This window comes from Massilia sp. 2TAF26 (assembly GCF_052115005.1).
GTDB lineage: Bacteria > Pseudomonadota > Gammaproteobacteria > Burkholderiales > Burkholderiaceae_D > Telluria.
In genome coordinates this window covers 26,976-49,482 of the sequence record NZ_JBFRFV010000024.1, presented here as the reverse complement: position 1 = coordinate 49,482, position 22,507 = coordinate 26,976, and the positions used below count along the sequence as shown (strand labels likewise).

The following is a 22,507-nucleotide window of genomic DNA, read 5'->3' as shown; positions in this document are numbered from 1 at the left end:
TCAGGTCAGATTCCCTCGCGCTTAGCAGCTTAACACTTACTGCATTGTTGTATAAATGTCTAATAAGAAAAATGCACAAAGATACATTGCCTCAATCTCGTTAACTTAATTAAAATAACCTTTCTTCACGGAACTGAAATCTACTAACTTTCCATATTTTCAGTACCTGGTGCATGGCCCTGTAAGTAGCCTTCCAGTCAAGTGACGATTGCGTGTTGATTGAACGCTTGTCGCACATCACATGCCGCTCGTCAACAATGCAAATTAAAGGAAGCAAACGATGTTTTGCGTAGTAAAAGGCCGTGAGCGCGACGGTCTGAGCAAGCTTGTGAGCACTGGTGCAGAGTGCACCGTCGAGTATTTTGATTCCCCAGTTGACGGCGGTATCGCCCGATGCAAGATTCCGAAATCCGCGATTTTTCCCAAACGTCTTGGCCGCAATGTCCGGGTCTACGTGTACCGCGAGTTAGAAAACGCCTGGCGCGTCGGTCGCGTGCAAGAAGACGACGGCAGTGGCCTGTACGTCCGGTTCAGCCACAAGGACGATCAGTATGTCGATTATGCCGACGCCTTCGTACGTTGGAAGCGACCCATTCAAAATCCGGCCGAATATCTGGCGCGTTTTATCACTGAGACCCCACAGTACGCAGAAGCCCGCTCGGCCTTCTTGCAGAGCTACACTCAACAACGCGGTGCCGCGTCCGGGATCAAGGCGCTTCTCTCGTCATCTGTCGAACTCAACCCGCATCAGATCGACGTCGCGCGACGCGTCCTGAACGACCCTTCGCAACGCTACCTCCTGGCGGACGAGGTTGGCCTCGGCAAGACCATCGAAGCTGGGGTCGTAATTCGACAGGCCGTGTTGGACGACCCCGATCACCGAGTCGTCATTTTGGCGCCCGCGCCGCTGGTACGACAATGGCGTCAGGAACTGGTGACGCGATTCGGTCTAGACGTCTTCATCGACGAATCCGTGTTTGTACTGCCGCATCACGTGAGCGACAATCTGCGCACTGCGCTGAAGGGCGCGACCCTACTTGTCGTCGACGAAGCCCATCACGTTGCGGCACCGTCCGAAGACGAAGCCCAGGTGTCGGCACTGTACGAGACCTTGCGCCAAGCCGCGCGTCGCACTGACAGCGTACTCCTGCTGTCGGCCACGCCGATCCTGCGCAATGAAGCAGGGTTTCTGCGCATGCTCCACCTGCTTGACCCCGTCGCTTACCCGCTCGAGGATTACGAAGGTTTTCGGCACAAGATCGAGCAGCGCCAGACGCTGGCGGAAGTGGTCGCCATGCTCTCGCCCGAGAATGCGCTGTTCCTTGACAACCCGCTCGACGGTTTAGCTGCGCGCTTTCCGAACGATGAGCGCTTACAGGGGCTGGTGCATGTCCTCAAAGAGAAGCTGCTCGAGATGCCCGATGAAGCCGACGAAGATCTGATCGCGAAGATCCGTCAACTGAAGGCACATGTTTCCGAAACCTACCGTTTAAACCGCCGCATCCTACGCAATCGACGCAAACAAGTCACCGGCCTGACGCCGAATCGAAAAGGCGCACGTGCTTGGCTGGCCATTGATTCGCCGCTGTCACACGTCGAAGCGCTTCTTGAAGAATGGCGTATCGCTGCATCTGCCGCATACGGCGTCGATACGACCGAGCCGACTGTGCAAGCGCTAGCGCGTTTTTATTGGTCGATCGCTACCGCCTATCTCGAAAACCCTGCAGCCCTACCGCGCCTGTGTGCGCGCCGCCTCGCGCTACCTGCGTGGCCCGTTGACGAAGCACTTGGGCGCTTTGAACAAGAAGACGCCTTGTTGGCGCGCCTGATCTCCCTGTGCGACGACGAGCGCTGGCTTAACGCGCGTTGCGACCGGCTGATTGATGGCCTCCGTTCCTTATCGGCTACCACCAAGGCCGTGGTGTTCTGTTCGACCGTAGAAGTCGCCGATGACGTCTTTGCGCGCCTTCAAAGTGCAGGTGTCATGGCTGTTCGCCACCAAACCGAGTTGGGCGACGACGACCTCGATACGGCTGAATCGTGGACCACCTTCATGACCGATCCGAGCATTGGTATATTGGTGTGCGATCAACACGCGGAGGAAGGCTTGAATCTCCAAGGGGGCAACAAAACGCTCGTCCACTTTGATCTGCCGGTCGCGCCAAACCGCATCGAGCAGCGCATGGGGCGGGTCGACCGTTACGGCGCCGGCAACCAAATCCCGTCGTATGTGCTCTTGGACGAAGGTACGCCTTTACAGCACGCTTGGTATGCCGTTCTACAAGAAGGGTGGCGCGTCTTTGACCAGTCCATTTCGAGCCTACAGTACCTGGTCGAAGACGAAGTCGGCCGACTGCAGGAACGACTATTCATCGATGGTGTCGAGGCGCTTCAAGACCTCGGCACGCGCTTGGCCGGTCCCCGTGGTTTAGTCGCCACCGAACTCAAGCTGATCGATCAGCAAGACGCCCTCGATGAGTTGTCGCCGCTGCCAGAAAGCGCAACGGATGACCTGTTCGACGTCGACAGCGCATGGCGCATGATCCGCCATGCGATGCTGTACTGGATCTCCGACACCTTGCTGTTCTCGGCCGTGCCCGTACCCGGTGCCACTTCCGTCGTCAACATCGATCCACCAGTGCGTTTCCACTACCATCCGCCGGAGTCCGCGAGCCAAGCCACCCTAATCCCCTTGACTGGTTTCTTGGGCGACTTCCTTGGCGCCGTCGATTACAACGCGCCCGGAAGTCGCGCCAGCGAGCCGCGCTCGTATCCGCATGCGGCACGCCGAGAAACCGCGGTTACACGCAAAGTCCGCCCGCTTCGCTATGGCGATGAGTTTGTTGAAGCCGTCAAGGCGTTTTCGGACATCGACGATCGCGGCCGCAGTTTTGCAATGTGGCGCCAAGTCCATGCCGAACTGCCTGCCGGCCAATCAAAGCTGTGCTTTCGTTTCGATTTCTTGGTTGAGACACGTCTTACCAAAGCCGAAGCCGTCCTCGCTGCTGCCTTGGATGACCAGGGAGACGCAACGCGCTCCGTCCTCGCCCGCCGCGGCGATGCCTTACTGGCACCCTTTATGGTCCAGATCTGGCTGGACGAAGATGGCGATGAACTCTCCGCCGATGTCGTCGAGCGCCTGTTAGCGCCGGGCTACGAAAAAGCGGGGACCGAAGACTACATCGATAAAAACCTGGGTCGAGAACATTTGCGAGCGCTAAACAGGTTCGCGCCGGATGCCTTCTCGAACTGGCAGCAGCGCTGCCTGAGGATGCATGAGCGCGCGCAAGCACTCGTGCTCGCCCGCCCCGAGTTAGCCGCACGCAAACACGCGGCTTTAACGCATGCTCGCGCCGAGGATGAAGTGCGTCATGCCCAGCGGCGCAGTCGTATCCAATCCCTGGCGGGGGCAGAAGCACGGGCGGAAATCGAACAATTTGAGCTCGAGCAGCGCCTGAACGATGCGCTGTACGAGGGCATCGCCACCCCTGAGCTGAAAACCGACGTGGCTGGATTCGTGTACCTGACGGACCGCTCGGTGGCCGAACTCGCCCCGCTTATGGGAAGTGCCGCATGACCTTCGGATTCACCGACCTGCAAGAGCTCATCGGCGATTGGAACGGGCTCACGCCCGTTCCCGACAGCGATTTTCGCGACGGTATCTACGACCGCCTTTGCCAAATCGTGCGCGCCGCACGCGCAGAACGGCGCATGTCGCGGTTCAAGGCTGACTTAGCGCCCTTGGTCCGCCACTGTCTGCTCAAGGAAACGGCGCGGACTGGTCAGAAGGCCGTCTTACGTGTGCCGCTGGGTCACGGCTGGCCCAGCCAGCAAGACTGGGACGCCCATGCCGTGCAATCGCTATCAAGTGGCGAACACGGGTTGGTCCTGTCTGCCGAGGGGTGGTATCCCGACTGGTTAGGGAGCGCCGATGCCGGCGTCTTTCATGCGGCCTTTACTGACCAGCAAGTGCGCGCCGAAGCCAGCTGTGCTGCCGACCCCTTCGTTGCCGAGGCGACCGGTTTTAAGACCTATTCCTCGCCCGGACAGCGAGAAGCCCTGCGCGCCGTGTTTTTGATGAAGGCGGGCGACACCTTGCTCGTGAACCTGCCGACTGGTTCCGGTAAAAGCCTGGTCGGCCAAGCGCCTGCTTTGCTGCAAAAACTTGAGGGGGCGCTTACGATCGTGGTCGTGCCCACGGTTGCACTGGCCTTGGACCAAGCACGGGCCATGGAACATTTTATTCGCCAGACGACGCCGAACCAGAAAGTGTGGCCGCTGGCCTGGCATGCAGACCTTGATGACACCAAGCGGGCGGAGATCCGCGCGCGCTTGCGTGCCGGGACCCAGCGTATCCTCTTCACCTCACCCGAAGCCCTCACGACAACGCTCCTCAGTACGGTGGCCGAGGTGACGCGCGCCGGTATGCTGCAATACCTCGTGATCGACGAAGCCCATCTCGTGACCGGCTGGGGCGACTCCTTCCGTCCCGCCTTCCAACTCCTCGCAGGGCTGCGGAACAATTTGATGCGGGTGGCGCCGCACGGTTTTCGCACTGTGTTACTGAGCGCGACTTACACCCAAGAGACGATCGACACCCTGGCGACCTTGTTTGGACCACCCAAGCAAGCCCACATGGTGTCGGCCGTGCACTTGCGGCCTGAACCACAATACTGGTTCTCGCACGCTGCCGATCCTCACAAAAAACAAGAGCGGGTTCTTGAAGCCTTACGCCACGCACCTCGGCCCTTCATTTTGTACGTCACCACACGGGCCGAAATACGACTGTGGAATGAACTATTGCGGCAGCAAGCGGGATTGACGCGCCTGGCCTGCTTCGACGGCAGCACCTCGGGCAGCGAACGCAATGCCATTATCCATGCGTGGAGCGGCAATCAACTCGACGGCATCATCGCAACCTCTGCGTTCGGTGTCGGCATCGACAAGGCCGATGTACGGACCGTCATTCACGCGACCATTCCAGAGACGCTCGATCGCTACTACCAGGAAGTCGGACGCGGCGGGCGCGATGGCAGTCCTTGCGTGAGTTTACTGGTCTACGATGGCAAAGATTGGCGCTTACCAAAGCGTCTCGCACGGCCCATGATCATCTCCCAAGAACTGGGGATCAGTCGTTGGAAGGCCATGTACGAGACACGCCGTGCCACGGACCAAGCAAACGTGTTCGCCATCGACGTCGAAGCTCGTCGCGCGAAGTTGCGCAGAACCAGCGAGTACAACGTCGACTGGAACATGCGCACACTGATCTTGATGGCACGCGCAGGTTTGATTTCTCTCGAGATTGGTACGCCTCCAACCAACCAAGCAGTGAGCGATGTGGACAAGGACGAGGCCTCGTCGCTCTTGGCCGTTCTCGCTAGCATCTACGTGCGTATCTTGGACGATGGCCATCTATTGCCAGAAGTATGGGAGCGGCGCGTCAGCGAATCCCGCCGCACCACACTCAATGCCGCAGGCCGCAATCTCGCCTTGATGCAGGATCTACTGAAGGGCGAACGGGAGGTCGGAGAGACCTTGGCGCAACTGTATCGGGTAAACACCAAAACCTATTTTGTGCCAGTGACGCGTGTGTGCGGTGGCTGTCCGATGGATCGTTTTGATCCCGAAGTCAGCCGTGAGTACCGCGTGCCCGAGCCGACCTTGTTAACCGCCACCGACTCCGCCAACTTCGCTGAATGGACCCGACGTTTTCCCTGGATTGATCCGACCTTCGCCTACGTGTTCTATGACGACGAGCGCCCCATCGCTGAAGTCCACCAAGCGATCGTGCGCTTCGTCGAATGGTTAGTGCAAGAGTGCGGGGTACGCGAAGTCGCATCGGATGCGAACAGCGGCCTGTCACAACTGCCGGGGTGGCAGCATCTATACCGACGCGCGCCGAATGGAGTCGTCATCCAGCGTAACATCAAGGAACTGCATATCGAGCCATACACGCCGCTCGCGCGTGTCACGGTCCTCGATGCCACATCGGCGATCACCATGCTTGAACCGGTCCAAATGCTGATACGGCCTCAGCACCTTGTGCTGTTGCCGCGCAGCCTACCCGACCCGAGCAACCCAACGCGCACACTGGCCGAGGTGACCCAAGCCGCGGCCTATCTTCAGCAATTGCTTCTCACTATTCGCCAATGACTATCCTAAACCTCGCGAGTGACGGCCTACATCCGCAGGTCATCGTGCTGGCCAGTGTTCTCGCCAAGCAGGGACCAACCGACAGAGACGAACTGATCTCGGTGTGCTCAGTACCGGACGACGTGGGCCGTATGCGCGCTGCATTGGCGCGTTGGCTCGAGCTTGGCTTATTTACCGAAGAGGCCGGCACCATCAAGCTCAATCTCGACATCAAACGGGGCGCCGCGCTGGACGACACAATCGACCGCTTACCGGGTGTTTGCCGCCAGATGCTGTTACAGGACCAGCATTGTCTTCCCTTGTGGGGGCCAGGAGCCGAGCCCACCGAAGTGGGGGTTGGCCGCGTTTCCGACTTTGCACGTGGCATCGCCTGGGCCTTGGCCCAAGACATCTATAACCTCCCTGAGGCCGCCGAGAAGATCGAAGCGCTGGAGGGCTCTCAAGTGACCGCACCGCGCAACATTTTCCTCAACAGGACGCGTTGGCCTGGCCTACGTATGTGGGCACGCTATCTCGGCTTTGGAAGCGGGCCGGACAATAACTTTCTATTCGATCCCACCGAAGTGGTGCGTCAGGAACTGCCTCATATCCTGGGCAAGGACGAAACGATGACCGCCCAAGTTTTTCTGGACCAATTGAGCGCACGTGTACCCGTGCTTGATGGCGGCAGCTATCGCAACCAAATCGAAATGAGTTTGAAAACGGACACTTGGCGCAAGCCGCCGACCGGGCATCTGTCGATGTCCTTGTCGATCGCGCTGCGCCGCCTACACCTCAACGGCACCATCGTGTTGGAGTTAAGGGCCGATGCCGGTACCGGTAATGTCATCGGCCTTACCGGCCGCAACTATCGGAGTTGGGCGTCGTTCTCGCACGTACGGATGATCGGGGAGCCAGCATGAATCTGATGACGTATTGGCCGGACAAAGACGCGGTTGTCGACTGCATCAAGCCGGAAGCCGAAGGGGCCCACGATGCAGTGCTGTTGGCGGTGCACCAGCCGTCGACCTTGAGCTACCAAATCAACAAAGAGCCCAAGGTCGCCACCACCGAAGACGATTTGTACGCGTATTTCACGACCCCGGACTTGCCCATGGGCGTCCATGTCCTGCCCATCACCGGCGAGTCCGGGGTCGGCAAATCGCACATGGTCCGGATGCTCGCGGCGCGACTCAAAAGCGAGGATACCGACAACAAATACGTGGTCATCCGTATCCCGAAGAGTGCCAGCTTGCGTACCGTCGTGGACCTGATTCTCGCGCCGCTGCCGGAGGAGGGCTATGCCGAGGTCAAGCAAGCGTTCAAGAAGGCCATGGCGGAGGTCGATCTCGCCACCGCTGTAATTCGCTTTCAGGGGCAGCTCGAGATCGCATTACAGGATAAGGCGGCGCAGCTAGAGCTCGAGGTCAACCGAGACCCGAAGAATACCCTGGCCAAACAAAAACTCGGGCACGCGCGGAACTTGTCCAGATTCATGGGTGACGCAGCCCTGGTCGAGCACTTTCGGAAGAACGTGTTTCTGCGCATCGTCCAACGTGCCCTCGCCGGCCAGCGAGAGAACGCGGAAGCCGAACGCATCACCGATTTTACGGCGGCCGATTTCGATCTTCCCGATTCGATCGATTTAAGTCTCGCGGCAAGCACGACCGCAAACTACTACAAACATGTGTTACGCACGAACGGCGGCACCGGCATCGACGTCGCCGTCGACATACTTAACGACAAAGTCGTCGACCAAGCGATAGGCCAACTGTTCCAGCTCCACGAGGCGATTGGCGGCATGACGCTCCAAGACGTGATCTTGGAAATCCGCCGCCTACTCTTGCGTGATCAGCGCGAGCTCGTCATTCTCGTAGAAGACTTTAAGGCCCTGACTGGTATCCAAGAAACGCTGCTGAATGTCTTGATCCAAGAAGGGATCCGCGACAATAAACAAACCTATGCCACCATGCGTTCGGCGATCGCCGTCACGGACGGCTACCTCGTGGGTCAGGATACGATCGCGACGCGCGCGAAGCGACAGTGGATCGTCGAGAGTCACCTGAGTAGCGACGAAGAGGTTCTCCACCGCACCAAGCGCTTGGTCGCCTCGTATTTGAATGCCGCGCGTTGGGGCTACGAGGCTTTACTCCAGCGTTACAAAGAGCATGCACACGCTTGGTCGAGTGACGAGGCTTGGATCGGTCCCTTCCTTGACGATGACGCGGCAGCCGAAGAGATCACCGCCTTTGGCACCATCGACGGCATTCCTCTGTTCCCCTTTACGGAACTGGCTATCGAGGGCCTGGCGCGCCTCAGGCTGAAGCAGCACGACCGCCTGGTGTTCACCCCGCGCTACGTCATCGATCATATTTTGATCGACGTCCTTACACGCAGTCGCCAGCCCTTCATCGAACAACAGTTCCCCCCATCCACTTTAATTGTATCGCCACCATCGGCTGAGGTGGCGGAATGGTTAGCGACGCTGAACGCGTCTCCGGATGTGCGGGAGCGCTACGCGCGCTTGGTGACCATCTGGGGCAATCTGCCGGAAACCGTCGCCGACGTCGGCCGCATTCCACCTGCGGTCTTCAAGGTGTTCGGCCTCGAGTCGCCGCAGCTTGCCAGTCCGGAGACGACACCGCGGCCCACACCAAAGCCCGAGCATAAGGAGAAGGAAAGCCGCTCGAACGACGACAAGTCGCGGACAAGGATCGACGCTTCACCGCCCGAAGATCAACGGGTGATCGACTTGCGCGCGAGCCTTGCAAGTTGGGTCCGTGAGGGCATTCGCTTGGAGCAAGGTAACGCCAACCTGATTCGCAAAGCCCTTGAACAAGCGATCACCGATCGCATCGATTGGAACGCCGAACGTTGTAGCAAGTTTTCGATCGGCAGTAACTACATCTCGATTCCCCATGCGCTCGGCGAAGCAGGCAAGCCAGACGACGCCATTCGCATCGCCCCTGACCACCAAGACTCAGAGGGACGTCTGCGTCCCGAACTCCTTGCCGTCGTACGCTACTACCAGTTCCAAAGGCGCACGGCCGACTATGACGAAGCCGATGAGGACTTGGCCCGCATCGGTAACTTGGTGCAGCGTTTGATGCCACAGGTGCTGACCCTGGTTCGTAAGTTGGCCAAGCTCCGCCTTCACCATGCCAGCAAGTTGCTCAGTACGAATAGTCGCTTACTGGGCATCCTCGAGCGCGGTCGTACGCCGAAGGGCTTATCCGACTTCCTGTTTGGCGCCCCGAAACCGCCTGGAGCCTTGCCCGCCGAGGCGCCGATACAGTTGCGAGAGTGGCGACAACTGCAAAATGACGCACTGGCGATCCGTGGCAAATTGACCGACATGCTGCTTGAGCATGGCGGCTGCTTCCAGGGCAGTGGCGGCAAGGTGGCCGGCATCGATATTGTCCGCGTACTCGACAGCTACCCAGACGAGGCCGGAAAGATCAACACTGACGTTCTTGGTGAGATCGACCCAGAACTAAAAAAGCTGTTGCCCTATATGAAGGAGACAGTGGTTAATGCGCTCGCCAAGAAGGTGCGAAACGAAGCACTACGCCTTCAGCAGGTGCTGAACGACGAGTTGGGCGACAACTTCGATAAGAATGAGGTGGCCGACACACTAAAAGCGCTCACCGATAGCTTACACGGCATCTGGTCTAGCCTCGACATCGGCATGAGCAGTAGCGCCTTTAAAGGACTCTGTGACGAGTTCCGTGCCAGCCCCCTCAAAGAGGCGCTCAATACCTTACAAGCCGCCGCGCAGCTGGACGAAGAGAAGACCGACAGCAAGGCGCTGAGCCGGATCGCGCAGTTGGACATCAGCCCGCTGATTGTGGCGCACCGTTTCGTCACCACGTCGCGCTTGGTGACGAAGGAAGCGCAGCGGCGGGCGGAGACCGAGTACAAAAATATGAAAGATATCGATGTCGCTGGCGAGGCCAACAAGATTCGCGACACTTTCGACAGCCTGTTGAAGGATCTCGATGCCTTGGAAGCGAAAGGAGAACAGGCATGCTGCTAGCCGATGCCAAAACGGCGCATGCGCGCCTACAAACGGCCGCAGCCGCACGAGACCAGTTTGACGAAGCCCAGGCGCTCAGTGGCTTGCATAAACCCTTAGCCGCGAAAACCAGTGCTTTACACGGCTTGGTCGCGCGCGCTGCCTTGCTGCGCGAGTACGGAGTGCCGCTGTCGGATTGCCCGGACTTTGGGGCCATGCGTAAAACCATCGCCAACCTGCGCGAACGATTCGATGAGCAACCAGAATCGCGCACACTGACCAAAGGGAAGCATTGGGACAACTTGTCGACGATGCTCGACACCATCGTGGCAAGCCTTGACGCGAGCCAGCGGCGAGACTGGAACCAGTATTTCGCGAATCGCTTGTTTAGTGCGCTGTCCCCTGAAAAGCGCAAAGTAGGTCTTTTACAAACCGCAGCTAACAAGGCTGCTTTGGAAGAGTACGGCCGCTTGTACGACAAGTTCTCGCGTTACCGGAACACTGTCCCAGCAAGCGGCGAAGCACTCGACGACATACACCGTTGGTCGGAAGAACTTAGTCAAATCAAGTTCAAAGCCAAAGACGATGTGCCCGCGGCGGTCGCTGCCTTCATTGACGCGGCCTCGCTAGGCGCCAGCTTGCGCTTATTGACCCCCGAAGTCTTGGATTGGCTACGCGAGGATGGGTCGCTCGAAAACTATGTTGTACGTGTGCGTGTTTAACGGATGAGCATGTTGGAAGACGCCGAACAGTTTTTACGTAAGGTGCTCGATCAAATCGAGCAAGGTGAGACCGGTCTGCTCACCTGGGGCATCGTCGATGGCTTCCTCGATGCGCGTGAGATCCACGATTTGATTGAGCCGTTACTCGATGCAGCGCTTGAGGAGGGGATCGATACTTACCTGGTACCGCAAGAAGTCATCGAGGTCATGTGCCAGCGTGGCTGGATCACCGAAGTCGAACTCGCGAATGGATCGATCGGCTACCGCTCACGCATGGCCGAAACCGTGCGTTTGCTGCAGCGCTTGCGCCAACTGTTCCCCAAACATGCGGGGGCCTCAGGCTGGCAACAGGCGCCCACGCTGGTCGCGGATTTCCGGTTCATGCGCCGCCGCCGAACTTACCCACGGCGCGACTTATCGGCCGAGTATGCCTTGCAGGAACTGCGTGAGTCGACCAAGAGCGATGCTGTCCTCACCGCTGCCGAGGCCATGCTCAGTCCAGCGGACCGACCCCTTACCTTGGCCGGCTTTCAATTGCGCGCAGCGCAGCGCATCCTGCGTGCCATTGAACAAGACCTGGCGCTGGCCACCATCGTGTGCGCGGGTACGGGCAGCGGCAAGACCTTGGCGTTTTATTTGCCAGCACTGGCATCCATCGCCCGTCACTTGATCACGGGGACGGGTGATCCGCCCTGGGTCAAAGCGGTCGCTTTGTATCCGCGCACCGAACTGCTGAAAGACCAATTACGTGAGGTTCTCAAGCGCTCGCGCTCGCTCACGCAAGCACTACCCGCCGCTGCCAAGGTCACGCTCAGCGTCGGCGCGCTGTTCGGTGACACGCCGTATTCCGCGCGCTTTTGTGATTGGCAACGTGTTGGTGGCGATGCGGTATGCCCGGTCGTCTCCTGTCTCGAATGCGCAGGCGAGATGCGCTGGCGCGAAGTCGATCGCAAACAGGGACGTGAACGCCTGGTGTGTGCCGATTGCGGGTTTGAGCTCGCTGGCGAAATTTTCCCGCTCACTCGGGAGTCGATCAAAAAGCGCCCTCCCGATCTGCTGTTTACGACCACCGAAATGCTCAACCAGCGGATGGCGGACAACAGCATGGCGCATGTATTCGGTATCGGACCGGCTGCTGTGCGCCCGCCAGAACTGGTGCTGATGGACGAAGTCCACACCTACGAAGGGCGCCATGGCGCTCAAGTCGCCTACCTGATGCGGCGCTGGCAGGAAGTCCTCAAGCGTCGCTTGCGCTTTGTCGGCTTGTCCGCGACGCTACGTGAAGCCAGTGAGTTTTTCGCAGTACTGACTGGTTGCCCCCGCAACTTCGTCGACGAAGTCTCGCCGCAAGCGAATGAAATCGAAGCGGAAGGTGCCGAGTACCTGATTGCCTTGCGTGGCGACCCAGTCTCCCGCACTGCGCTGTTGTCGACCACCATCCAAACCACGATGCTGCTACAGCGCAGCCTCGATCCCCCCGCCACAGCTGGGGCATCGATAAGTCACGATCTGTATGGTCGCAAGACCTTCGTCTTCACCGACAACCTGGATGTCATCAACCGCCTCTACTTTGACATGCTGAGCGCTGAGGGCCGGACCAGTTCTGGGAACCCCGACACCCGCAACGCGCTGAACGGCGGCTTGGCACTCTTGCGCACCCGTGCTAGTTCCTACTTGCGTTACGCGAACGGTCAAGATTGGCGCTTTTTTGAGGCTCTCCGGCACGACAGCTTAAAACATCGGCTCGTCGTTAAACGGGTTAGCTCGCAAGACCGCGGCGTCGATCCGGAGGCCGAAGTCGTGGTCGCCACCGCCGTGCTCGAGGTTGGCTTCGACGACCCGTGGGTGGGCGCCGTCATCCAACACAAAGCGCCGCGTGGCATGGCCAGCTTCTTACAGCGCAAAGGCCGCGCCGGCCGTACCCGTGGCATGCGCCCGTGGACCGCCCTGGTGCTGTCTGACTACGGTCGCGACCGCGCGGCTTACCAATCCTATGATTTACTGTTCGATCCCGAGCTGCCGGTCCGTACCTTGCCGCTGTCGAACCGCTACCTGACGCGCATGCAGGCGGTGTATGCCTTGATCGATTACCTCGGCAAGCAATTACAAGATGCACCGGCCGGCAGCGTCTGGACCGACCTCAGTGCTTCCGTCTCCGACAAACATCGCCGTCTGCGCCTGACCCAAGAGCTGCGAGCCATCCTTGAATCAGATAACGCGGCAAGCCGTTTGGCGGACTACCTGCAACAGGCGCTGCGACTCAACGCCGACGAGGTGGACGCATTGTTGTGGGAATTCCCGCGGCCCTTGATGACCACGGCAGTGCCAACGGCTTTACGACGAGTGGAGAGCGATTGGCGCGCAAACGGCGAACCGAACGCAGACTATGCGATCGCCAACAATCCGCTGCCAGACTTCGTCCCCGCCAACTTGTTTGCAGACCTGAGTTTGGCCGAAGTGGAGATCCGCCTGCCTGGCGCTGAGACTCACCAGTTGCGCGAGCGACAAGTCATGCCGGTGTTTGCGGCGCTACGTGAATTTGCGCCGGGGCGTGTCAGCCGCCGCTATGGCATACGCCACAAAGGCGAACGCCATTGGCTACCACCTTCGCTGGCGATGCAGACCGCTGCGGATATTGTCGCCGGGGCTGAGCATCTCGAGATTGCTGGCATCGGCGCCCACCTCCCGATTGGCCAATTTTTAGTGCGCGATGGCGAGACGGTCCGTACCTTGCCTGTGTGGCGTCCAATCGCATTCACACCCACTGAGCCGCCGGGCGCTGTCAAAGATTCGTCGAATGCCTCGCAACACTGGCATAGCCAGTTGTTGGCGAGTGTTGAGCCTGTCTGGCTACAACCCCCGGAAGGCGGTGTCTGGCGCGAACTCGTCGAGCGCTTAGGCTTCTTTACCCACGCACGCCATGCGCCGCTCGAGGTGCGCCGGTTTACGGTAGGGGCGAGCGCCGAAATCGGGGTAGCGCAGGAGCGTGTCCGTGTCGACACGCAGTTCGTCGCAGAGGGTGAAGCGGTGGGCTTGGGCGCCAGCTTTCCCGCAGATGCCGTCCTAATCCAACTACGCATCCCCAAGGATTTATATGCTCGCCACAGCGTTGGCAGCGAACGCAAGTGGCAAGCCTTGCGCACCACCCGTTTTCTGGATGCGGCGTGGCGCGGACATGCGCTGGCGATGGTAGCGAACCCGTTTATGCGCGAGTGGTTAGCGCAAATCTTTTTGTCAGCGGTGACATTTGAAGCGATCGAAGGCAACACATCGCTGTCCGAAGCAGCGCAGCGTCTTGCCGCTGGCACCGCACACATGTCCTTGCTCGACGTATTGCGCTTCCTCTTCCAATCGACCCTTGTCGAAACAGAAGAGGAGCAGGCCGACGAGTCGCCACAAGATCGCTTACGTGAAGACTTGGAAGCCTGCTTGCATCGTCACGACGTCGTCGCTGCCTTGTACCAAGCCGCTCGCGTGCTCTGGGAAGAGGTCAGCGACGAATGGGAGTCATGGTTACGCAATACTTACCAGTCGACCTTTGCCGCCGCTTTACTGCGCTCGATAATTGACTTGTGCCCCACCATTGATCCGGACGATTTGCACGTCGATTTGAGTCGTGGCCCGGTTGACCCGGCCGGCGCCGTCGGCAGCGACCCGGCGCTCGACGACATTTGGATCAGTGAACGCGGCCCTGGCGGAAGCGGCTTGATCGAGGAATTCATGCGCCGCTACGCCGAGGACCCGCGCCGCTTCTTCTCGATCGTCCGCGCCAACTTGCAAATGGGTGAGTTCGAGATGATCGACCACCAGCTGCAAGCCTTGGTACGAATCCTGGCCTCGGATCCTACCTCAGACCTGGGTGAAAGCGTGCTGGCGTTCCGCGCGGCCCGTAATCAGCAAGAGATGGCGGCTAGCATCCGACAAGTGCGCGCCGCCTTGGTCAAAGCGGGCTTCGCCCCTTTCCACGGCTTCCTTGCATCGATGGGCAATCGGGTGCTGCGCCAAGGTTCCGGACCGGCGAGCGACCAATACCTTGTCAAGGCCTTGGCACGTTGGGACGCCTTGGAAGCGCAGCTCGGCATCGAGATCGATCTGCGGGTGATGAGCTATTCCTTGAGTCAGTCCAGCGACATCGACTTGGTCGTGCCCGAGTTAAGTGCTGCGATCGCGGGCGACCGGCGCGCTTGGCGGATGAGCGCCATGTACGGCTTGTTGTGGGCACGCGGGCGTGCCGTGCGGCAGTCGGGTCTGCAGGTGCGCAATCCCTTCTGCGAACTGCCCCCTGTCGAGCGCTTACTTATCGCCGAGGTGCTGACCGATGATCGGGTCCGGATTGTTGTGACTGATGACGACTGGCTCGCTCGTACGGCCGAGCATCTGGCGCGTGGCCAATTGGTGACCCTAGCCTGTCCAGAGGCGCGCCGCGCGGCCCTTGGGCAAGCGCTCAACGCCTTGATCACCAATCCCATTGACGCAGGCTATTTACGCGCCTACGCACGCCTGCAAGGCGTACGCCAAGCGGCTGACTGGATCGAGGCGGACATTGAATTGATGGAGGCGACCCAGTGAATGACCAGTACCGACGCATCTTTAAGACCCAGGCGACCGGTGCCGTCACCATCCAAGAATTGCTGCAGTCGATGTTCGTGGCCGAGATGTTGATCTCGACGGGCGAACTATGGATCGTTTCGCCTTCGATTAGCAACGTCGTCCTGATCGATAACCGCTCGGGGAACTTCGACGCGCTGAACCCAGAGTGGGGGCGGCGCGAGGTCAGGCTGGTGGACGTGCTCGTGGCGCTCATGGTGCGCGGCGCCGTGGTGCGTATCGTCACGCGCGATGATGAAATCAACCACCCCTTTATCAGCAAATTGCGCGACGGCGCGCTGCAATTGGGCTTGGACGACCAGTACTCGATCACGCTGAGGGAGAAGCTGCACAACGAAGGCGGCGTGCTGCTCTCCAACAGCTTACTGATGGGCTCGATGAATTGGACTTACAAGGGCATGGAAATCAATGACGAGCGGGTCGAATTTTCGCTCGACCAAGAAGAACTGGCGCGTACCAAGCGCGATTTCGAACAGTATCTGAGGAGCTCCCATGCAGGGCATTCCAACGCCTGAGCGCGCGTGGCTCGAGCACTTTTTTGCGGCGCCGAATGCCTTGCGCTGGGAGGCGCTCGTGAATCGGTCTGCTGCGCCCGCTTGGCTCGCACAAGTCACGCCCTGGATCGATTTATTCATCCAGCGGCAAGGACAAGTGCCGATCGTCCTCCCTATGTTCGATGAGCACGGGCCTTGTATGTGGTACGCGGCCGCTGTCGACCCCCACGTCGCCGTCGCACTCGGGGAGGAGCTCAACGGATTTATTGGACCGAGCTACAGCGACTTCCGTGGCCATCCACATCCGATCGACCTGAATGACCCCATCGAAGCGGCCTTGCACGCGCGATTTGGGCCGCACGTCTATCGCATTATGCCCCAGCATGAAAGCGCACGGGCAAACATGACCCGTGCCCTGAGCTTGTACCTGGGCTTGCTGCGCCGTCGTCCCGCCATCCAGGACCGCACCCAGCAGCCATTTGGCAAGTTGCGCGCCGATTTCGACCGTGCCTTATTAGCGGGAAATGAGCTCGTCGCTTCGCAACTGCTGGAAGCCATGTGTGCCAGCGGACGGGTCAACGCCGAGCAAAGAAAATTCCTCGAGATCCGTTGGTTCGCCGGCTTAGGACGGCAGCAAGAGTTGGCGCACAACGCGACTCTGCTCAAGGCGGTGATGGACTTGTCGCTGCCGCCGCAGACTATCGCGGACTTGGTCGACGCCCTCTACGTCACCTTTGTCGCCGGCGTTGAGGAGCAAGCACCACGCGAGGTGGCCGCCGTCTTTCAACGCCACATCGGCCAACACTTTGGCGCGCTGTTCAAGGAACGCAAAGGCGTTCGTCAGCCCAACGTCCTTAAAGCCTTTTTTCTTTACGAAGCGACGCGCGAGGTCCCGAACCCGAGCCGCATTCAGCAGATCGAAGCGGCCTACCCCGACGATCCACAGGGCAGACGCCTATTCCAGCACTGGGCTGAGCAACTGCTACGAGCAGCCAAGACCCAAGTCGTCGAGGACCGTGCCGCCGCGGCAAGCCAAGCGATCGCCGATGACGACTACGAGACGGCCGCCCAACTCTACCTGCAAATGCTGCCCGAACTGGCCGCGTATAGCGGTTTGCTGCGCTGTGTCGGCGAACTGGACGATCCCGTCTTGACCGCGCAGGTACGTGAGGTCCTAGGCGCCATCCCCGCGCCCATCGTGGAACAACTAGGGACCCGTGACCGCAAGCGCTTGGCCGGCCTGCAGGGCCCAGCACCGTCGCCCGTGGCGCCGACGTCGGCGCCAGGGTGGCTTGAGTGGGCGCAAGACGTCGCGTCGCACCGCTACGCAGGCAAAGACATCCTTGTGCTGATGGATGCCGTGGCACGCTGGCCGATCGAAGACTACGTCCATGAAGCGACCAAGTGCGCTGACTTGGTGTCGGTGGTGGGCAATGCCGATAGCAAGGCAAGCATGGTGTTTCGGGATGCCTTCCCCCAGTTCGTTGATTTCTTCGTCAACCGCCCACCCAGTCCCGTACGTGGCTTTATTCCCTTGTACGCCATGCTCATCAAAATGGTCGCCTGGAATGGCGGCGCATCGGCGGACGAACTCGAACTGGTCGCGGCTCTGTTGTTGTCGATGTCCGGCGCGGTACCTGACAAGACGACCTACGTCGACACCCTGGATGACCTTGGTGAGATCCTCAATGCGAATCGCGCCGCCACCAACATCGACTGGGCCATAAATGTCGCCGAACTGCTAGCGATTTATCCTGCTCCTGACCAGGAAGCGCGCTTGCGCTTTTTCGCCGCAGCGCTCGACCTGGTGCGTGCGAACAGCCACCGCATCTCAGTGGCGCAGCGTCGCGTCCTGCAACTACTTGCGCAAGACTATCAATGTGAAGATTTGCTCGCCGGCCTGCCCGAGCCGACGACGGCGGTCGAGACCCAACTGGCGGCCTTCACCGGCCTGATCGCCATCTATTCCTTGACCGAACCCGCGGCGCAGCGTGCGCGCGATGTGCTGCGCAGCCTTCTCCCCCATGCCCACATTGAACTGAGCGCCGATACCGTGGCCACGGACCGCTTACGCCACTTGTCATCGAAGGCAGATGTCTTTGTGTTCGCCTGGCGCAGCAGTAAGCACCAAGCCTACTTTTGCGTCAAAGAGTATAGGGCAGGGCGCCCCTTGAGTATGCCGCCCGGGAAGGGCGCCGCCAGCATCGTGCAAGCCGCCTTGGCAGCGATCGAAGAAGCGCGCCTGCATTGAAGCGTGCCCGCAATAAGCCACGAACCCTATTGTACGGACCCATCGAGCCCATGTTAGATTCTTCCGCTCATCGACAAGCCTTTGAGCAATCAATCGCGCAAGCCACGCGCCCCTTGAATGGTCAACTGCCACGGCCATGGATGACCGACTTGGTCGACCCGCTGTCGGCCCAAGTGTTTATCCTCGGCCGTAACCCTGCGCGCAGCTACGATGCCAGCCTGGTGACGCATGAACGCCACCTGGACGCACTGTTTAACCGGAACGGAGCGTCGTGCCGTGCGCTTTACGACGAACTAGCGGGCCCAGCCTCACCTACGCGCCACAACGTCGACCTCTTGCGCAACTTGCTCGAACAAGCTGGGGTACACAGCGTACTCGAGACCAACGTCATTTGCTACGCAAGTTCGATGAGCGCAGATTTAAGCAAGCCCGAGCACAGGGGCGGCCGCGCTGCCGGTCAAGCCATCTTCCGCTACCTACTTGAAGCGATCCAGCCACGCGTGGTCATCGCCCATGGCGCCGGCACGCTAGGTGATCTGAGTAAAATCCTGGGCACCACGCTGCCTGCGCCCCAGTCCGCAGCCGGTACGCCAAGTAACATCGTAGTCGGCAGCACGGCGATCGTGTTGCTGCCCAGCCTAGCGCCCCCAGCCTGGAACCAATGGCAAGGGTGGGCAAGACCCCACCTCGAAGAAGCCGCTGCGATCACGGCGGCGGCGCTTGCGCGTCCCGAACAGTAAGCTTGCCTGCGAAGCGGACGCGGACTCATCGTCGTCGCGCGCATATTTGGAAAGAATCGATCGTATGGCAGATTTTGGAATTGAACGAGCTTTCGCCCGCTTCGGCGCAAAGTTGCATAACGTTCAGTGGTCCGTGTCAGCATGGAACACGAACAACGAATTGGTCGTCAGCCTCTGGGCGCACCATTACGACCGCAACAGCCCGGCCGGGGTCGCTGAGTATTTCGACCGGCTCGACCGCTGGCGAGGACCAGGAAACGCTGAGTTCCGTAACAATCTAACGCGCGCCTACGAAGCGCGTAGTGTCGTGCGCTTGGTCGTCGCAAGCACCCATGAGGTCGACTACGTCCAATCGGGTAAGGATGCCAGTACGGTCAAAAAATCGTTCGATCCAAGAACGGATCTCATCGGCGAGCTGATACTGTTGGACGGCGAAAACTACAGATTTCGCTTCGGCCGGGCCTGAAGGTCGTTCGCGCAGCATACACGCAAAACAACCAGGAGATATAGACAAGCATGACTTACCGACCAAATCCTGAGCACCGAAGGAATATTCAAGGTGTACTCATCCCCTTAACCGCCGCCATCCATCTTGTTTTTGGAAGTCGCGCTCAAGATAACGGTAGGCCCATAGGGGCTTTCTACCCACAAAATGTCAGCAATAAAACGTGGGAATATTTGGGCGGCATCTGGTATCGGGCTCGAGACGAGGAAAAGGTATTGAGCCGTAGAGTCAACGATGAGGTCGTGCTGGCCTTCGCCCAGAGCATCCGGACTGGAGACGATGTAGTGCTGCCAAATGGCAGCACCGTCGTGTGGGAAAAGATTCCTAATGCTGAGGCCTCAGGTTTGCCGCTGCCTCTCAATGGTGTTTAGCTTTGCTGACGGATGAAAACATCATTCAACCGATCCATGCGGGCGAAGACTAAGAATGCTTCGACATCGATGTTGACGAGTGCATCCAGACACAGATCGTCGAACCTACAGCCTTGGTCCCGGACCACGCTCACTTGGCCTTGCACATGACCAAGTTGCAGTCCTCACACAGCGGGATGCCATCAGCAACGCCGAGAAACGGCGGCCAGACCACGACCTTGCTGCAGCCTGGGCAAGCCCATGTTCGTTCGGGGAAGGGCCGCCACTGGTTTTCTTCCTTGCTGAACCATAAAGGATCGTTCGGAAGCGCCCGCATCACCAATCGCACCTGAGGGAAGCGTGGCGCAAGAAGGGCGGCCACTTCAGAGAGATGACCAATCGCACCTTCCTTCGTCGTAAATCCTTTAAACGTACGCAGGGGGATTTGTTCGGCTCCCCCAAAGCCTGTGCGTGACGGGTTGGCACAGTCCGCCACAACGCGCCAGGAGAACCGCGCTGAGGCATCTCTTTGAACCAGAAAGGTCAGCGGGTCTAGACGAGTCCCACCCCAGGTACTTTTCGCCTCGCTCCGAAGCACGGAGCCGAGCTCTCTCGCAGTGAACCAAATTGCCATTCTTACCAATACGGACAAGCTTGCTTCCCTTCAGACGTTAGCCCGTCTCTCCATCCAGGATGGTCCTAGTTCGCGGGCATTGCTGGGATACTTCGTCGCTGATCAGGCCGTCAATCAAATACCGGGTCCATTCCAGCCGCGACTATGAAGCGCTTGAGTGGCTCACTGTCCATGTCGAACTTTCACAAGTCGGGCATTTGGCCATCAATTACGGTCGGCAAACGTGCGCCATCGTGTGACGGTCAAGCATAGCGAGCCCTTGCTACATGGACGCCGTTCGCTCAGCACCTGCGTCCCGCGGGCGCGCGAGCCGGTCACTGGGGCGCAGCGGACCTGGCATCAAGCGAGATCTCGGACCAATTGCTCTCAGCAGAGCACTCCACCACAAGCATCTATTAAGCGACCACCACTGTGTCGTCAAGGTTCTGGAGCAGGGTCGAGATGACTTGGTTGCGGCGCGAGATGATCGAACTCGTGAACAGCAACAAGGCAACGACTAGGTCGCTCAACTCCTCCAACGAACCAGCGCGAGACAGCTGGGCTTCGACCCCCTTCAAGATCTCGAGCACAGCACCTTGCGTAACCGGAAAATCCGGACGCGCCAGCCGTGCCGCCTCAATTAGCAGCATATTCGCACGTGCCCGCAGCGCGTACTCTTCCGTCAGCAGCGCATAGGGCGACGTGCTCTGATCCGCCGACGATGTCGACGTCAGTTGGCGCAAGGTGTGATGGATCGCTTCCGACATCCGCATGACTTGCAGCGCGATGTCGCGCATGTACTCTGCAGATGAAAACGCTGGGGATGCCATGGTGTCCTGCATGCTTGCTCCGGTTGAAATTGATGACGAGAGGGCGGCCCACCATAGGGCCATGCCAGTGAAGAGCGCACATCCGGCGCTCGGGTCAATGCGCGCCCATTGTAGTGCAATGCACAGACTCTACCAACGCATCTGACCCCACTGAAGGGCATCATTCCTTTGTCAAGTTGCCTACTTTGACAGACAGCAGCGATCCCCACTCGCTTGACGTTCTACCGACACCTTCGTCAAGGTAGGCAAAAAGTCCGCCAGTTCGACAAAAATGAGCCGACACAGATTTTCCAGCGTCGCCGGCCCTAAATTCTCCACCTCATCGAGGAAGCGGTGATCGAGCAGATCGCGCACGCGCGCGATCTCTTGGCGCACAAAGCCCAGGTCCGCCACCATCCCATTCGCATCTGGCGTACCCGCCAGCGTGATCTCCGCGTGATACGTGTGGCCATGGATGCGGCGGCTTCCTTCGGCGTCCACTGCGCGCTCCAAGGTGTGCGCCGCCTCGAAAAAAAACTTTTGGCTGAGCTCGTACTTCACTGCGCCTCCGCCGACTGCATAAAACCTTCATAGCCACTGCGTCGTAATTCGCAGGCCGGGCAGTGTCCGCAGCCATATCCCCAGTCATGCCAGGTCTGGCGATCGCCGAGATAGCAGGTATGGCTCTTTGCACGCACGATCTCGAGTAAGGGTACTCCCCCGAGTTCCTGTGCCAAGGCCCAAGTCTGGCGCTTATCTAACCACATCAGTGGTGTCTCGATCACCAATGGGTGTTCCATTCCCAAGCTGAGCGCCACTTGCAGGGCTTTGAGGGTGTTGTCGCGGCAATCCGGGTAGCCCGAATAATCGGTCTCGCACATGCCACCCACCAGTACCTTCAGTTCACGCCGATACGCGACCGCCGCCGCATAGGTGAAGAACAGCAGATTGCGCCCGGGTACGAAGGTGTTGGGTAGGCCGTTCTTCTCCATCTCGATCGCGCGACCCGAGGTCATCGCCGTCTCGCTGATGGTCGACAGCAAGCGCATGTCCAACACGTGGTCTTCGCCCAACTTGGCGGCCCAAGCCGGAAACTGCGCGCGCAGCGCCGCCAAAATCTCTTGGCGGCACGCGAGTTCGACCGCATGGCGCTGGCCATAATCAAAACCAATCGTCTCGACGCGATCGTAGCGTTGCAGTGCCCACGCCAAGCAAGTGGCCGAGTCCTGGCCGCCCGAAAACAGTACCAATGCGCTCGTCATCATCCT

General features: G+C 59.4%; 14 protein-coding genes. 11 read left to right on the top strand and 3 right to left on the bottom strand.

Annotated features, from left to right (window positions below):
• Positions 1-280 precede the first annotated feature (280 nt).
• The 11 genes from dpdE to AB4Z32_RS20850 all read left to right on the top strand — a co-directional run bounded on the left by dpdE (position 281) and on the right by AB4Z32_RS20850 (position 19,838).
• Entirely contained in the window at positions 281-3,577 is a 3,297-nt protein-coding gene (gene dpdE / locus AB4Z32_RS20900; protein WP_442123796.1) for a protein DpdE, read from the top strand.
• A complete protein-coding gene (dpdF, locus tag AB4Z32_RS20895) occupies positions 3,574-6,153 on the top strand; it encodes a protein DpdF (protein ID WP_442123795.1) in 2,580 nt (859 codons plus the stop codon). Before dpdE ends, dpdF begins: the two co-directional genes overlap by 4 nt.
• A complete protein-coding gene (gene dpdG / locus AB4Z32_RS20890; protein WP_442123794.1) occupies positions 6,150-7,055 on the top strand; it encodes a protein DpdG in 906 nt (301 codons plus the stop codon). Before dpdF ends, dpdG begins: the two co-directional genes overlap by 4 nt.
• On the top strand, positions 7,052-10,168 hold the full coding sequence (gene dpdH / locus AB4Z32_RS20885) for a protein DpdH (protein WP_442123793.1): 3,117 nt from the start codon (positions 7,052-7,054) through the stop codon (positions 10,166-10,168). The genes dpdG and dpdH overlap by 4 nt, the downstream gene beginning before the upstream one ends.
• The gene (locus AB4Z32_RS20880) at positions 10,159-10,869 is read left to right on the top strand and encodes a hypothetical protein (protein WP_442123792.1); all 711 of its coding nucleotides are present in this window, start codon (positions 10,159-10,161) and stop codon (positions 10,867-10,869) included. The genes dpdH and AB4Z32_RS20880 overlap by 10 nt, the downstream gene beginning before the upstream one ends.
• Before the next feature lie 9 nt (positions 10,870-10,878).
• On the top strand, positions 10,879-15,438 hold the full coding sequence (gene dpdJ, locus AB4Z32_RS20875) for a protein DpdJ (RefSeq protein ID WP_442123791.1): 4,560 nt from the start codon (positions 10,879-10,881) through the stop codon (positions 15,436-15,438).
• Positions 15,435-15,992 carry a phospholipase D-like domain-containing protein DpdK gene (gene dpdK, locus AB4Z32_RS20870; protein WP_442123790.1) on the top strand — a complete coding sequence of 186 codons (558 nt, stop codon included), beginning with the start codon at positions 15,435-15,437 and terminating at the stop codon, positions 15,990-15,992. The genes dpdJ and dpdK overlap by 4 nt, the downstream gene beginning before the upstream one ends.
• Positions 15,970-18,222 carry a protein DpdD gene (gene dpdD, locus AB4Z32_RS20865; protein ID WP_442123789.1) on the top strand — a complete coding sequence of 751 codons (2,253 nt, stop codon included), beginning with the start codon at positions 15,970-15,972 and terminating at the stop codon, positions 18,220-18,222. Before dpdK ends, dpdD begins: the two co-directional genes overlap by 23 nt.
• A 50-nt stretch (positions 18,223-18,272) precedes the next feature.
• Positions 18,273-18,962, top strand: coding sequence for a hypothetical protein (locus AB4Z32_RS20860; protein ID WP_442123788.1), 690 nt, complete (start codon positions 18,273-18,275; stop codon positions 18,960-18,962).
• Between the two features lie 64 nt (positions 18,963-19,026).
• Positions 19,027-19,428: a hypothetical protein gene (locus AB4Z32_RS20855; protein WP_442123787.1), complete on the top strand. Its 402-nt coding sequence runs from the start codon at positions 19,027-19,029 to the stop codon at positions 19,426-19,428.
• 50 nt (positions 19,429-19,478) lie between these two features.
• Entirely contained in the window at positions 19,479-19,838 is a 360-nt protein-coding gene (locus tag AB4Z32_RS20850; RefSeq protein WP_442123786.1) for a hypothetical protein, read from the top strand.
• Between the two features lie 1,008 nt (positions 19,839-20,846).
• Here the strand turns inward: AB4Z32_RS20850 and AB4Z32_RS20845 are convergent.
• From AB4Z32_RS20845 to queC, 3 genes are all read right to left on the bottom strand, one after another.
• The gene (locus tag AB4Z32_RS20845; RefSeq protein WP_442123785.1) at positions 20,847-21,272 is read right to left on the bottom strand and encodes a hypothetical protein; all 426 of its coding nucleotides are present in this window, start codon (positions 21,270-21,272) and stop codon (positions 20,847-20,849) included.
• Between the two features lie 168 nt (positions 21,273-21,440).
• Complete coding sequence (locus tag AB4Z32_RS20840) at positions 21,441-21,800, bottom strand: 6-carboxytetrahydropterin synthase (RefSeq protein WP_442123784.1); 360 nt, start codon at positions 21,798-21,800, stop codon at positions 21,441-21,443.
• Positions 21,797-22,504 carry a 7-cyano-7-deazaguanine synthase QueC gene (gene queC, locus AB4Z32_RS20835; protein WP_442123783.1) on the bottom strand — a complete coding sequence of 236 codons (708 nt, stop codon included), beginning with the start codon at positions 22,502-22,504 and terminating at the stop codon, positions 21,797-21,799. Before queC ends, AB4Z32_RS20840 begins: the two co-directional genes overlap by 4 nt.
• Between the last annotated feature and the right edge of the window lie 3 nt (positions 22,505-22,507).

Bases quoted from the DNA above. Each gene is read 5' to 3' on its own strand.
- queC (WP_442123783.1), bottom strand. From the start codon at position 22,504: ATGATGACGAGCGCATTGGTACTGTTTTCGGGCGGCCAGGACTCGGCC.
- dpdE (WP_442123796.1), top strand. From the start codon at position 281: ATGTTTTGCGTAGTAAAAGGCCGTGAGCGCGACGGTCTGAGCAAGCTT.
- dpdJ (WP_442123791.1), top strand. From the start codon at position 10,879: ATGTTGGAAGACGCCGAACAGTTTTTACGTAAGGTGCTCGATCAAATC.
- AB4Z32_RS20855 (WP_442123787.1), top strand. From the start codon at position 19,027: ATGGCAGATTTTGGAATTGAACGAGCTTTCGCCCGCTTCGGCGCAAAG.
- AB4Z32_RS20860 (WP_442123788.1), top strand. From the start codon at position 18,273: ATGTTAGATTCTTCCGCTCATCGACAAGCCTTTGAGCAATCAATCGCG.
- dpdD (WP_442123789.1), top strand. From the start codon at position 15,970: ATGCAGGGCATTCCAACGCCTGAGCGCGCGTGGCTCGAGCACTTTTTT.
- dpdF (WP_442123795.1), top strand. From the start codon at position 3,574: ATGACCTTCGGATTCACCGACCTGCAAGAGCTCATCGGCGATTGGAAC.
- dpdH (WP_442123793.1), top strand. From the start codon at position 7,052: ATGAATCTGATGACGTATTGGCCGGACAAAGACGCGGTTGTCGACTGC.
- dpdG (WP_442123794.1), top strand. From the start codon at position 6,150: ATGACTATCCTAAACCTCGCGAGTGACGGCCTACATCCGCAGGTCATC.
- AB4Z32_RS20850 (WP_442123786.1), top strand. From the start codon at position 19,479: ATGACTTACCGACCAAATCCTGAGCACCGAAGGAATATTCAAGGTGTA.
- AB4Z32_RS20845 (WP_442123785.1), bottom strand. From the start codon at position 21,272: ATGCAGGACACCATGGCATCCCCAGCGTTTTCATCTGCAGAGTACATG.
- AB4Z32_RS20880 (WP_442123792.1), top strand. From the start codon at position 10,159: ATGCTGCTAGCCGATGCCAAAACGGCGCATGCGCGCCTACAAACGGCC.